Origin of the sequence: Grimontia indica (assembly GCF_000333895.2) — a bacterium.
Lineage (GTDB): Bacteria > Pseudomonadota > Gammaproteobacteria > Enterobacterales > Vibrionaceae > Enterovibrio > Enterovibrio indicus.
The window spans coordinates 98,095-111,518 of the sequence record NZ_ANFM02000018.1 but is presented as its reverse complement, the minus strand read 5'-3'; the positions used below and the strand labels follow the sequence as shown (position 1 = coordinate 111,518).

Sequence of the window (13,424 nt, the reverse complement as noted above, 5' to 3'; positions counted from 1 at the left end):
ATAGGAAAAATTATGCTTCTTTCTGACACCGTGAGTCTTCTCATTGAGGATGGGGTTGGGGTAATCCGGGTAAACAACCCACCGGTAAATGCCCTCTCCCATTCAGTACGGTCTGGCATTTTGGCCGGACTGGAACAGGCAAATGCCAATCCAGATATTTCCGCCATTGTGATTGGTTGTGACGGCAACACCTTTATTGCCGGCGCTGATATCAAAGAGTTCGGCCAAATGCCCAAAACACCTCACCTTCCTGATGTGTTGCATGCGATTCGAAACAGTGTGAAACCCGTGACGGCTACACTTCATGGCACCGTGCTTGGCGGCGGTTTCGAATTGGCGCTGTCCTGCCACTACCGGGTTGCCATGATAGGCACAAAGGTTGGCTTGCCCGAAGTGAACCTCGGCCTTATACCGGGTGCCAGCGGCACTCAGCTGTTACCCCGTTATGTAGGTGTAGAGAAGGCCCTTTCCATGATCACGTCCGGCAAGATGGTATCGACAGATTCCCTAACGGATCTTATCGATATGAAGGTCGATGACGGCAAGTTAGGGCAAGCATCGTCACCGCTACCCGAGCACGCCTCTCTGGTTAACCAAGCAGCGACTCTTTTCTCCCAACGCACAGCTAACGATGTCTTTGTTGCACCGGACAAGCGGGATATTCCGGATTTTTTCGAAGAAAATATCTTCGAAAGCTGGCGTAAAAAGCTCGCCAAAAAAGCCAAAGGCCAGCTCGCTCCTCAAAGAGCCATTGATGCCATTGAAGCCGCGACTAAGCTCCCCTTTGACGAAGCCTTGGCCCTGGAAAGAACCCTGTTTCTGGCCTGCCGGGATTCCGAACAATCCAGTGCCATGCGCTATGCCTTTTTTGCTGAAAAACAAGCAGCTTCCGGCTATGCCAAATCGACGTCTGACGACGATATTCAATCGGTCGCCGTCATTGGTGCAGGCACAATGGGCGCCGGTATTGCCATCGCTTTTGCAAATAGTGGTTACAGCGTCACTTTAGTGGAAACCAATGAAGATCTGTGCGTCTTGGGTTTAGAGCGCATTCGTCACCAATATCAGAAAATGTATGATCAAGGCCGGGTATCAGAAGCGCAAAAAGAACATGCCCTCTCGCTGATTTCTGGCACCAGTGATTATGGCAACCTTGCCAATATTGATTTGGTGGTCGAAGCAGCATTTGAAAAAATGTCGGTGAAGAAGATCATTTTCTCTTCTTTAGATGCAGTCTGTAAGCCGTCGACCATCTTCGCGACCAATACCTCCTATCTGGACATTGACGAGATAGCCACCTCTACCACCCGACCCAAGCAAGTCATCGGCATGCACTTTTTCAGCCCCGCTAACGTGATGAAACTGGTTGAGGTGGTCAAAACCCGTTCGACATCCGAACAAGCTGTCAGTGCAGTCATGAAGACAGCCAAGCGACTGGGCAAAGTACCGGTTTGTGTTGGAGTTGGCTTTGGATTTGTTGGCAACCGGATGTATGCCGCTTACGGCCGGGAAGCCAATATGCTATTGCTGGAAGGCGCAAGCCCGGAACAAATAGATTCGGCGATGGAATCCTGGGGCATGGCGATGGGACCGTTGGCAGTGAACGATATGTCCGGTATCGATATCGCCTACAAAGCGCGCCGCGAGTACCCACCGATTTACGATGATCCTGCCTACTTTCTCGCAGCCGATACCATGGTTGAACATGGACGACTCGGCCGAAAAACGGGTGTGGGCTTTTACCGTTATGAAAATGGTAAGAAAACCAATGACCCAACAACAATGGCACTGATTGCTATTGAAGCAGAACGTTTAGGCATTGAAGCCAGAAGAATCAGTGATGAGGAAATTCAGAACAGACTGGTGCTTGCTTTGGTCAATGAAGGGGCAAATTTATTAGAAAAAGGAATTGCCAGAAACAGTGAAGATATAGATACCATTTGGCTAAATGGCTACGGATTCCCCCGTTTTCGAGGTGGTCCAATGTATTACGCCAAAGCAGCAGGAATAAGTAACACGATTGAAAGCATCAATTATCTTTACCGTGAAACAAATAAAGCATGGTGGCAACCTTCTGAGAAATTAGAAACTATTTAAATTCATCTTACGCACTAGCAACTCTATTTTTCCCGCATTAATTTGCGGGCTTTTTTATGCCTAAAAAAGACCTTAACTAACGTTAAGGCCAAATACTAGGCGTGTACTAAATGGTAAGTACCAATTGCTAGGGATTAATCAGTAGAGCTTTCCTATATTTTTAAACGGAAGACTTAGAAATAAGCAACTGCATTGAGCAGTGCGATAAATTGATCGTCTGATGTCCCACCAGCAAACAGTCCCGCACCATTGCCTTTATAGGTGTCATAGCGAAGTTCAGGACGGATCTTTAAGTGCTGATTCACACTCCAGTCGAGGTTAGTAGTAAGGGAGTAAACATCACCACCTGTTGCCCCTACTGAACTCCATAGCACATTCGCTGCATTCTCATCATCAAACCATTCGGCACGGGCTGCGAAGAAGAGGTTATCGTCCAGTTTATATCTCGCGCCCAGATTCAACCCCATCCAGTCACTGTCTTTAGTGATAAATACAGGTGCCGCTGCTACATCGCCACCTTCCTGAAAGCCATAAACAAACTCTGCAGCCAACTGCAGGTCTGGATTGACAGTTTGGATCAGCGTGGTAGAAGAGTGAAAACGGTCGAGCTTCTCATCGGTAGAGCTAACAGCAATGTAGGGTGAACCGCCTTTGGCAGCGCCAAATGCATCGCCTTCGCCATCACCGTAGATAAACTCGAAATCTAACCAGGTTGCTAAATCCGGGCTACGCCAGCGCGCTGCACCGATAAAGGTTGGACGCTTTTCATCCCAGTTATTCCAACCCGCCACCAGACCGGCATCAAAGCTCAAAAGCCCAAAGTCTTCATCCGTCGGTACTTTGATGCTGGCAAGCGCACCAACGTGTTTTGAAGGGCCATGTTGCGTGGCGTAAGTGTGCGTGACAAACCAGTTAGGCGGCGTAAAAGGAGCACCGACTTCATTGCCGATGAAAGTGAAGAAGCTACCTACCATCAATGTCATACCATCTAATACTGGCAGGTACGCATCAATGTAAAACTGCGGAATGGCGAGTTTGTTGTCGTCATCGTTATCGAAGGTGTAGTCGTCAATGCCTGCAGTACGGAAAAACTGAATATCCTGGCCGTACATAGCTGTCACGTTGAAATCAATACGCGCTTCACCAACCGGACCTGGGAATGGACCTACCCGACTCAAGACGTTCTGAGCCGGTGCAAAAGCACCAGTCGGCAAACAACCCATGCCCTTACACAACATTAAGCCGATTTGGTTTAGGCCTACACCGTCTTTCTGGTTTAAAAAGGCACCGTTGCTGATATTGCCATCGCCAATCGTGTCTGAAGCATGAAGTGCCGTCGCTTCTGCCCAGCCTGCGACAGTGATTTCATATTCATCTAGCGCGTTGTTTGTCGCTGCACGAAACAGCGAGCCGCCAGCAGGTTCAGCATTCGCTAACCCCACTGTAGGTACCATTAATGCCAAAGAGACTGAAAGTCCCAATATATTCCTTGTTAATCTCATACTGCTTTCCTTTGATGGTTTAATTATCACATCTAGCGGTGATAATTTTCCTTGATTTTTAAATTCATTTATTAGCCAACTAAAAGAACAAATAGACGAAACCAGTCCCCGCAAAAACGGAGATTCATGGGATTATTTTTATTATTTAAATAGAGTGGACACTGGAGCCTAGTTGGACAATCCTCAAAATTAAGGAGAATTGTCCAACTTATACATCTATGACAATTTAACGCCTGCTAATAAACCCGTTCCTTCAGTACAATTAATATATTCCCCATACTGAGAGCCAGCTGGTAATACAGATACTTCGTGCCAAAGTTGTAGCTGAAGATCAGGTCCATACTTGGGTGCAATTTCAAGGAAAGTATTAAATATCGCTACATGAGTAGGATGGCTTTCAGACCATGCCTCTAAGTCTGACATCGTGCGGAAGAAGGCAAGACCAAACGTGCACTCCTGCTTGCCTTTAAAGGGCAAAAACTGCGTCATATAACGGCAGCTATAACAATTGACCTCATCACCTTCATCACGCAGGAAATTCATGCCCGCTTTAAGCACTGGTTCAATTTGATTTAGGTACTCTTCCCTTTGGGTACCCGTAGTGTGACTCCAATCCTGACCAGATCGGATAATGCAAAGGTTCTCATGTGCACGAACCACAACACGATTTCCCTGTTGCTCAATCACTTCCAAAGTCTGATGCGCTTCAAAAGGGTTTTCAGCCGAGAGCGGAATACGATCCCGCATCCCTCCCCAATAGCCATGACGTTGAATAGGGCCTTCGATGTCCTTGCGTATCTGACTAAAGCCATGATTGTGTACCGGGCCAGAGAACAGGGTCTCAAGACGTTCAAAAGGTACATTGAACACCTCCCTGAAAATCCCAAACCCCCACTTGTCATCCGAATATAACTCCCAGAATAAGGTCACAACATCGCTGTGCAGCCAATCTGCGCAGGCTTGCGCATCCATCCAATAGATAATCGCAATGGTTTGGCTGAGCCCATCTTTGTCTTCGCAGGTTGCAAAATCGCAAACATCCGCGTTTTTAGCGAGGCCATTCAGTGCACCAACAAACTCGCTGATGTAAGCATCAGATTTGTGCTGACACCCTATAATGCACATGCTGACGTCTTGTTGGTTTTCGGCAAATACCGAACTCCATGCTGGTACGGGTGGCTCCCAATCCGGTGGCATCTTCAGAGGCAGTTTTCTGTTGGTTGTATTATTCGCCATGGTGAGTACTCCTTGTGCTTATGACTTCAAATTGGTGACATCGGTTGTCTAGGCCTTACCAAGGTTTAAGTCGGTGCAACAATGAAGAACGTTCACTCACAACTTCAACCGCTTCCTCCTGCCCCGTTGTTGCCAGCTCTGACATTGCCGTTTTTGACGCATCAAGGTCTGTAACTTCTACAACTGCACGTCGTTTTTCACGATCTATCAGTAAACGTGTAGCATCTTTCTTCGCATAGTGGCCCGCAGGGTCAGCGACAGCTTTGGCATAAGGGATCATGCTGAGGTCAATATCTGCAATCACTAAGCCCTCTTCCGTCTCTCCAATTTCAGAACCAATAGACTGCCCATCCGGCGCGTAGATTTTGGTGTAACCACCCCCGATCTGGCACATCGCCTCTTTTTCGGGATCACCCTGACAAAGCATTTCCTGCTGCGCTTTGCTCACCGTGGCGCATGGCGCAATAACGTAACAGCCACCTTCCACGGCATACATCATGCTGGCTGCGTTGTTCACTACGTCGCCAAGGGCATAGGCCATTCCACGATAGAGGGAAAAATTCGGCCATGCCGCGCAATGGATCTGTTCATTCTGAGCGTACATCGCATACTTAGAGAGTGGCTGAAGATGCTCCCAACAGGAAAGCTGTCCAATGCGGCCAATTGACGTTTCCTTTACTGCCAGGTCGCTACCATCACCTTCACCAAACACAGTGCGTTCTACATGGGTAGGTTTGAGTTTTCTTCTACGGCTGATAATTTCGCCATCTTCGCCATAGTGCCACTGCGAGATATACAGGCTGCCGCCATCACGCTCACTCACACCGATCGAAACCTGAATATTGTTTCGACGAGCCGCTTCAGCAATGGCTTTGTCTTCCTCGCTGCCCGCTTCAATGCTGCTGTCAAAATAACGCCCTACAAATTGCATCTGCCATGCAACTGGGCCTAACCAGATATGATTGGGATAACCTGGAAGCCAGGTTTCCGGGAAGACCACCAACTTGCACCCTTTGGAAGCGGCTTCATCGATATACGCTTCGGCTCGCTGTATCCCTTCTGCGAGATTTAAAAAAGATGGTGCTGCCTGTACCGCAGCCACTTTAAATACTTCCGACATCGCGCGTTCTCCTTCTTCGCGTGTAGTAATGTGGTTTTAGCCACCCACTCATAAGTGATGTCTGGCAAATGATGAAAACCAGAGCCTTACGGCGGGCTTCTAAAACACTAAGAGGCGAACGGGAGGATTGCTTGCGTAAGAAGGCGGCCTTAGTTGTCGTAAAAGGCAGCGGCCAAACCGACTCACATTTGAGACAGTGTCAATTTTGCATTTGGTGTTACAACATAAAGGTAGGGTTTAAAAGAGAGCACACGGATGAGTAGTACCGTCAAAAGGTTTACCTATGACACAAGCCATTGCCAACCTAGCGAAAAGTTCGCTTTTTGGCGGGAGTCGGTGTGCGATGCTTATGTCAACTTAGGATGTGAAGCTCTATCTCGAAAAGACTTTAAAGGAAGAATTGAACTCTCCAAACATGACGTTATTGACCTTTCCTTTGTGTCTGGGTCGAAACACAAGGTCATCAGGCGTGCGGAAGACATTGGGCGCACATCAGAAGCCGAATTCCTGTTAAGTATTCAACTTAACAACCGTTCTGTTATCGAACAATGTGGCCGTGCGGCTCCACTATCCCGCTACGATTTTACTCTGTATAGCAGTACAGAAACCTACTCCATTGACCTCGAAGAAGACTTCAAACAGTTAGTCATCAAGTTTCCAAAGAAGGCACTATTAAGCCGGCTCCCTGACGCCAATATGCTCACGGCAATTCCCGTCAACGGGACATCTCAACTAGGCAGTTTGGTGGCAACGACGGCGTTAAATATTTCTTCGCTTATCGACAGCCAAACCACGGACTGTAAACTCCTGTTGCAAGAGACATTGATAGATTTGATCGCCACGTCATTAGCACCACTCCGAGGCTCTCGTCTCGAGTTGTCTCAGCCAGAGCAGCAACTGCTGATTCGCGCCAAGTCTTTTATTCTCACAAACCTGCAAGATGCCAGCCTTAACCGTGAAGACATTGCGAAAAGCCTGGGGTTGTCAGTACGTCGCCTTAGCGAAGTGTTTACGAAAAATGGAGAAACGGTATGTGGCTTTATCCGAGAGAGCAGAATGCAGAAAATCGCCAGTGATCTAGTGGATGAGCGCTTTCAAAAAGCGGGGATCAGTGAAATCGCATTCAAGTGGGGGCAGAACAACCTTCAACATTTCTCTCGCACCTTCCGAGACCAATTCGGTTGTTCACCCAGAGATTACAGACAAAGCAAATTATAACTAGGCGCAACAGCATTCGTGCCTCATTCCCACTTAAAAAATGTATGCCGCACCCGCGTTACTTGCTCCCTCATCAGGTGTGCTTCCAACGCCAGTGGTACTTGAATCCTCAAGAAATGCGCCCACTGCAAGCATGTCTCCGTCTTTTCCAAGACTCACCGACACGCCAAAATTATCTCCAGCCCCAGTATTAGGTGATTTTAAATACGCGTGATGGGCCCAAATAGCGTTCTCGTAACGGTATATGTAGGCTGCACCGGAATCTACAGCCCCTTCATCAGGCGTGCTGTTAATACTCAAGGTACCAGAGTCTTCTTCCCGAGCTCCTACTGCAAGTGTGTTACCGCTAGAAGATAAATCAACAGACCAACCGAAATAGTCACCTGCACCGGTATTCGATGCTTTAATGTAGGCATCTTGACCCCAGTTTCCGCCCGAATAGCGGAAGATATAGACCGCGCCTGCGTCTGTCGCACCTTCGTCGGGTACGCTGTCAACACCGATTGTACTCGAGTCTTCATATCTTGAGGACACTGCCATTACATTGCCATCGCCTGACAAGGAGACCGACCAACCGAATCGATCACCAATCCCTGTGTTGGATGCTTTCACATAGGCTTGCTGCGACCAGACACCGCCAGAGTAGCGAAAAACATAGGCAGCCCCAGCGGCACTCAGCAAATCGTTGGGGGTACTGTTAATCCCTGTTGTATCTGAATCCTCCCAAGTAGCCCCCACTGCAAGGGTGTTGCCATCCCCTGACAAAGATACCGAATAGCCAAAATAGTCAGACGCGTCAGGGTTTGAGGCTTTGATGTAAGCTTCCTGCGCCCAGCTGCCTCCGGTAAAACGATAGACATACGTAGCCCCTGAATTATATAACGAATTGTTTTCTGCGTTGTTAACGCCAGTGGCTGACGAGTCTTCCGCATATGCCCCCACCGCAAGGGTGTTGCCATCAGATGAAAGGGTCACAAACCAGCCGAAGTAGTCGCTAGCACCCGGGTTAGAAGCCTTTATGTATGCCTCTTCACTCCAGCTCCCCCCAGCATTACGGAAAATGTAAGCAGCGCCCGATAATGTTGCTGACTCATTCGGAATACTGTTAACACCACTGGAGGAAGAGTCCTCTGCGTAGGCGCCAACTGCAATTGTATTACCATCTGCTGACAATGCGAGAGCCCAACCAAATCTGTCCCCCTCCTGACTGTTTGACGCTTTCAAATAGGCTTGCTCTGCCCAGTGCCCATCCAAATATCGGAAAACATATACAGCTCCTGCTATTGCTGCCAGATTGTCAGGTGTGCTGTTTATGCCTGACGAGCTAGAGGCTTCTGAATACGCACCCACTGCCAGTGTCGACCCATCAGATGATAGGGACACAGGCCGACCAAAACTGTCGTCAATATCCGTATTAGATGCTTTGATGTAAGTGATTAACGCGGTAATGTCTGAAGGTGACAAAGATAACTCGTTAGACAGTGTACTCCCAACTTCATTACTGGCTTTTACGAAAAATTCAGAGAGGTGATCTTTGAGAGCGCCAGTGACATTGATAGTTGCCGTTGTTCCGGATACAACCCCCATCGATTCGCAGTTATCAGGTTGCGTTTCGTCTTTTCGACAAACCGTATATCTCGAAGCACCTTCAGCAGCATCCCAAGAGAAAGTAATCGGGCAAGAACCTCCCCCCGAGGAAACAGAAGCAGACAATGACTGAAGGTTAAATGCTGATGGCGGTGACATTGTCGGTGACGTTATCGACTCCGAAGCTCCACTTCCTGAATCAAATACATAGTCTATATTGCACCCGTTCAGAAAGACTAATGTACTCCACAGAAAAATACCTTTTAAATACTTCATCTCCGCCTCCAAACTTACTACCCATACAAGTATTCAGAGGAACCAATAATCAATGCAAATAAAACCATACAAGAAAAAAGAATACTCATACAACAAATAATTAACTGACAGAAAAATATCCAACACCTTTATACTAGACTAAATAAAATTAATTTTTTCATTGAAATAAAATAAATAGTTATGACCAATATTCTCTACAAAAAATGAAGAACGAAGTACCATTTACAGAAAAAACATAATAAATAAAATAAAAAATAACAACTTAGATAAAACGATAGATAAAAGACTATTCGTACTTAATCTCACATTGATATTACGGAACGAAAGACTGTATAAAATAAAGACAAATTAAAATGATCAGTGAAAAGGTAAGAACGACGGATGGGTATACTTAGGCGACCTAAGGATACGCGAATTCAGAGGTCATCAATGCGTTCAATTCGAGGCAAATTTCACGAGGAAAAGTCGTTCTATTTCCGTGGGATTTAACGATGAAGTGGGCGCATTGAAGGCCTACCTTCGGGCGAGTTGACTGACGCCGTGCTCTTTGTTGTTCCTTTTTGATGGAAATGACTACATCTGCAAAGGAACGCCGCGATCACAACGCCAGTCAACCTTGCGATTCCTTCACCCCAAAGTTGTTTGGGTATATACACAAATAGCAGGCTCAGGAAACGCCACCAACACGGTTAGAACGGCTTAATGTATGCAACTCACTTGAGTCCTCTGAAGATTTTGCGCGTGGCTCCATTTTTACCTGAACATTGTGTGTCTTAATTCCAGCTGCTTGGAATCGTACAGCAATCCCCGTGCGAATATCACTGGCAAGGTTCCAAGCCCTTGTCGCGGAATTTGTCCAACCTGCAACCCAACATTGGTAGGCATCTTTATCAAGGTTCATCACCCAAAAATCTGGTGATTCTTGGGAGATAAAATGCTTGCTGCTCTGAACGGACTCAATGGCCATTTGCCGCACAAGCTCTAAATCATTTTCGTAAGAAGTGTAAAACTCCACATGCACCCAGATATAAGTGTCGTTATAGGTAAAACTCTCCAGCTCCAGAGAGAGCATTTTGCTGCTTGGAATAATTAGTCGCTTCCAGTTCCAGAGCTTAATAATCGTGTGGTTAAGGCTAATGTCTTCCACCGTTCCATATTGATCTTCAATCACGACCGTATCTCCGACACGGATCGCTTTGGAAAGAGAAAGTACGACGCCCGCAATAATATTTTCAATCACAGGTTTTGCGGCAAAGCCGAGAACGGTGGTGGAAACAGCAACCATTAGCGAAACCATTGCTGCTGGCATCGAATTCAGAAATGGCAGCGATAATGCGAGACCTAACACGATAAAGATGAAGAAAAAGGTGATCTTTCGGATAATCGAAAAACGGTTTTCGATTTTTTCAACTGCCGCATCAATCTCCCCAATCTGACCTTCTGCTTTGGGTAAGGATGTCTGAACACTGTTAAAGTTCTTCAGGCGTCTTAGTCGTTTTTCCCTATTAGACTTTGACTTCAATAAGGCCGATGTCGCCCACCAGATAACAGCAACCCCCACCACACTGACTGTGCCGAGGTAAATATAAAGGTTATCTAACACCATCTCACTCCAATCCCTTTTTGCCGTTAATTTAAACTAGCCGCATGTATTGCTTTGCTGTCTATTTAGTACTGCCAACCCTGTTTTTGGAAACGTACGTTCCATTTACCGTTATCGTCATTTTCGCAGCTTTCTTCGGTATCAAAATATACGTGCTTGCCAATATCTTTCAGCTTGATATCGATGGAAGCCAGCACATCTTTGATGAGACGGCGAATGTGTTCCTGGTTGGCTTGGGCCAAGCTAGATTGAGTGTCAAAAATACATACGATAGAAAGCGAATTAGGGAATCGATCATAGTTAACAAAATGGGTCAGCCACTCGAATCCTTGATGTTCCGATTGGGCAGTATCACAGACTCGTGTTAGCGCATGTCTAAGCGAATTATCTATTTTTTTGTCCGTCTTTCTCACTTCCCTCACCTTTCAAATGTCGAACTGCACTTGTTGATTTACTGCATGTTAGGTGTGAAGAAAGGCAAACACCAGTGCAGTGTCGGACTGCACTAGTTAGATATCGATATCGCGACATTTTATATACCCAAACAACCCGAAGATGCAGGAAGCAGCGAGATTGACTGGGGTTGTGATCGCAGCGTTTTTGTAGGTGTAGCCATCTCCATCAATAAGGAACAACAATGAGCACGGCTCGTCCGAAGGGAGGGCCTCAATGCGCCCACTTCTTGGTTAAATCATGGGTAAATAGAACCACTATTCCATGTGAAATTTGCATCGAATTGAATACATTGATGATCTCTGAATACAAGCTTCTTCAGGTTGTTTGGATATAAAGATGGCTGCCTCTAGCCCCTGACTGTCGTCAGCGGCTAGAGGGTTATTCTGAGGAGAGAAAACGAGACTCAAGTCTTTCAGTCGAAATCAAAATCAGATACGTACTTTTTCTTAAATTGCTGCAAACTCTCACCTACCTCGCCCTGCATCTCGGCACCAGCAGAACGGTTATCCATAGGCATCCAACCGTATGGGTTGTTGTCGTACATTAAGTTCACATGGCGACACAGCCCGAACAGGTTGTTGTATATAGAGTGTTCATTGACCCCAAACTCATTAAGCTCTTGAATAATTTTCACTTTTAGATCTGGCATGATCGGAAGCTCAGTCAACGCGGAATGCATTCCTTCTTCCTCCTCCAACGCCGTGAATTGAGGACGACCCTGAATAAGGGTGGAGGCATGCACAGTTAGCCGTTTGTTTTTGTCTGCGGCTTTCCCGTAGACAGGCATGATGTGTGTTTGCGTAATCGCAAAAGGATCATCGTCCATACCCAGTTGCGGAATACTCTCCGTGTTCAGTACATAAACAAGAGGCTGAGATCCTGAACTATGACAGGCGTACCATAGCGCCTCGTAAGGATTAATCGTCCAGTCCAACAAACGGGTTTCCAAGCCGGCGTTGTGTGCTTTCATCAGTAAGTGGCATGTCGAAGGATTATCAATGTCGATGTAGTCCCGGCCATACTCTGCGATATGCGCTAACATCTTGGCTTCCGTTTCTACGGTTTTGGTATGACCCCTAGCCGCCTGAGGGAGCAATTTGCAGCGGATATTAGGCTGACCTCGAAACAGCATGGTTTTGTTAGTTTCGGTGATATTTTCAACCGCTGCCGTAAAGGCAGACAGTGAGTCTATATAGTTAATATGATTCATAATTTCCTCGCATTGGAGTAGCCAACTGAGCTGTTTATCTCTTTTTGTACGACCGTCACCGCGATAACGTTAACAATGTCATCCACGCTGCAACCCCTCGATAAGTCATTCGCTGGTTTTGCCAAGCCTTGCAACAAAGGACCAATCGCAACCGCTCCTCCAACACGCTCTGCCAGCTTGTAGCAAATGTTGCCCGCCTCCAGGTTAGGGAAAATGAGGACATTCGATTTCCCTTTTACGTTGGAGTTAGGCAGTTTCTTCTTCGCGATATCCGCGACAATCGCCGCATCCAATTGGATATCTTCATCGATAGCAATGTCCGGCAACTGCTGCTTTACCCGTTGAGATGCCCTGACGACCTTGCTGACCGATTCGTGCTGTGCACTGCCGCTGGTTGAAAAAGACAACATCGCGACTTTCGGTTCTTCCATGAGTAAGGTTTCTGCATTCTTCGCTGCTGCAATAGCAATGCTCGCCAGTTCTTCGTCGGAGGGATCAATCACCAGCCCACAATCTGAAAAAATCAGTCCTCCTTTCAAGGTGTGGAAGGGCTGGCACAGCATCATCAGAAAGAAGCTGGACACAATCGTGCTGGTGCCATCCAATCCAATGATTTGTATTGCGCTGCGAACGACATCTTTCGTTGTGTGCACTGCCCCAGCGACTGAGCCGTCTGCGAGTCCTTTGGCCACCATAAGGTTGGCAAAATTGAGTGGCTTAAGCGTCTCTTGCAACGCCTGCGTAGGCGTGATGCCTTTCTTTTCCCTAAGCGCGAGATACAACTCCGACAGAGAGGCGGTGAGCGGGCTGGATTGAGGTTCAATCACCTCAAAATCATCCAGTCGAACGTTAGCTTCGTCAGCGGCCAGTTGTAGTTTTTCTCTTTCACCAACCAAAACGACCTTTGCAATTCCGTCTTGTTGAGCCTGAGCGGCGGCGATGAGAATCCGTTTATCATCGCCTTCACATAGCACAATTTTTGAGTCCAACTTTTTCGCTTTCTCAATAATATTGTTTAGTGCTTTCATCACTTACTGCTCTCTTAACGTCACTTTTCAAAACCCAATATCCCTATGGGATTTCATCCGAATATCTCTAAACAAAGCTTTCGTTTGTCTA

Annotated in this window: 10 protein-coding genes; 2 read left to right on the top strand and 8 right to left on the bottom strand. The window is 46.9% G+C overall.

The annotated features are described in order from the left end of the window. Positions 1–12: 12 nt before the first annotated feature. Positions 13–2,097 carry a 3-hydroxyacyl-CoA dehydrogenase NAD-binding domain-containing protein gene (locus tag D515_RS11770; protein ID WP_002538719.1) on the top strand — a complete coding sequence of 695 codons (2,085 nt, stop codon included), beginning with the start codon at positions 13–15 and terminating at the stop codon, positions 2,095–2,097. Between the two features lie 173 nt (positions 2,098–2,270). On the opposite strand, the gene D515_RS11765 is transcribed toward D515_RS11770, so the two are convergent. The 3 genes from D515_RS11765 to D515_RS11755 all read right to left on the bottom strand — a co-directional run bounded on the left by D515_RS11765 (position 2,271) and on the right by D515_RS11755 (position 5,955). Next, the gene (locus tag D515_RS11765; protein ID WP_002538718.1) at positions 2,271–3,599 is read right to left on the bottom strand and encodes an outer membrane beta-barrel protein; all 1,329 of its coding nucleotides are present in this window, start codon (positions 3,597–3,599) and stop codon (positions 2,271–2,273) included. A gap of 216 nt (positions 3,600–3,815) precedes the next feature. Then, the gene (locus D515_RS11760; protein WP_002538717.1) at positions 3,816–4,835 is read right to left on the bottom strand and encodes a phenylacetaldoxime dehydratase family protein; all 1,020 of its coding nucleotides are present in this window, start codon (positions 4,833–4,835) and stop codon (positions 3,816–3,818) included. A gap of 55 nt (positions 4,836–4,890) precedes the next feature. Further along, positions 4,891–5,955 (bottom strand): carbon-nitrogen hydrolase family protein, encoded by a 1,065-nt coding sequence (locus D515_RS11755; RefSeq protein ID WP_002538716.1) that lies wholly within the window; start codon positions 5,953–5,955, stop codon positions 4,891–4,893. Positions 5,956–6,210: 255 nt separating this feature from the next. On the opposite strand from D515_RS11755, the gene D515_RS11750 reads away from it, so the two are divergent. After that, positions 6,211–7,173, top strand: coding sequence for an AraC-like ligand-binding domain-containing protein (locus tag D515_RS11750; protein WP_002538715.1), 963 nt, complete (start codon positions 6,211–6,213; stop codon positions 7,171–7,173). Between the two features lie 33 nt (positions 7,174–7,206). Here D515_RS11750 and D515_RS11745 read toward each other — a convergent pair whose 3' ends face one another. The 5 genes from D515_RS11745 to pta form a co-directional block, all read right to left on the bottom strand. After that, the gene (locus D515_RS11745; protein ID WP_051997507.1) at positions 7,207–8,919 is read right to left on the bottom strand and encodes an FG-GAP repeat protein; all 1,713 of its coding nucleotides are present in this window, start codon (positions 8,917–8,919) and stop codon (positions 7,207–7,209) included. 784 nt (positions 8,920–9,703) lie between these two features. Further along, positions 9,704–10,642, bottom strand: a complete 939-nt coding sequence (locus D515_RS11740) for a mechanosensitive ion channel family protein (RefSeq protein ID WP_002538713.1) — start codon at positions 10,640–10,642, stop codon at positions 9,704–9,706. Positions 10,643–10,704: 62 nt separating this feature from the next. Beyond that, positions 10,705–11,052 carry a hypothetical protein gene (locus D515_RS11735; RefSeq protein WP_039849986.1) on the bottom strand — a complete coding sequence of 116 codons (348 nt, stop codon included), beginning with the start codon at positions 11,050–11,052 and terminating at the stop codon, positions 10,705–10,707. Between the two features lie 455 nt (positions 11,053–11,507). Then, complete coding sequence (locus D515_RS11730; protein ID WP_002538709.1) at positions 11,508–12,305, bottom strand: FRG domain-containing protein; 798 nt, start codon at positions 12,303–12,305, stop codon at positions 11,508–11,510. After that, complete coding sequence (gene pta, locus D515_RS11725) at positions 12,302–13,333, bottom strand: phosphate acetyltransferase (protein ID WP_002538707.1); 1,032 nt, start codon at positions 13,331–13,333, stop codon at positions 12,302–12,304. The genes D515_RS11730 and pta overlap by 4 nt, the downstream gene beginning before the upstream one ends. Positions 13,334–13,424: the final 91 nt, after the last annotated feature.

Bases quoted from the DNA above. Each gene is read 5' to 3' on its own strand.
- D515_RS11750 (WP_002538715.1), top strand. From the start codon at position 6,211: ATGAGTAGTACCGTCAAAAGGTTTACCTATGACACAAGCCATTGCCAA.
- D515_RS11765 (WP_002538718.1), bottom strand. From the start codon at position 3,599: ATGAGATTAACAAGGAATATATTGGGACTTTCAGTCTCTTTGGCATTA.
- D515_RS11740 (WP_002538713.1), bottom strand. From the start codon at position 10,642: ATGGTGTTAGATAACCTTTATATTTACCTCGGCACAGTCAGTGTGGTG.
- D515_RS11730 (WP_002538709.1), bottom strand. From the start codon at position 12,305: ATGAATCATATTAACTATATAGACTCACTGTCTGCCTTTACGGCAGCG.
- D515_RS11770 (WP_002538719.1), top strand. From the start codon at position 13: ATGCTTCTTTCTGACACCGTGAGTCTTCTCATTGAGGATGGGGTTGGG.
- pta (WP_002538707.1), bottom strand. From the start codon at position 13,333: ATGAAAGCACTAAACAATATTATTGAGAAAGCGAAAAAGTTGGACTCA.
- D515_RS11760 (WP_002538717.1), bottom strand. From the start codon at position 4,835: ATGGCGAATAATACAACCAACAGAAAACTGCCTCTGAAGATGCCACCG.
- D515_RS11745 (WP_051997507.1), bottom strand. From the start codon at position 8,919: ATGTCACCGCCATCAGCATTTAACCTTCAGTCATTGTCTGCTTCTGTT.
- D515_RS11755 (WP_002538716.1), bottom strand. From the start codon at position 5,955: ATGTCGGAAGTATTTAAAGTGGCTGCGGTACAGGCAGCACCATCTTTT.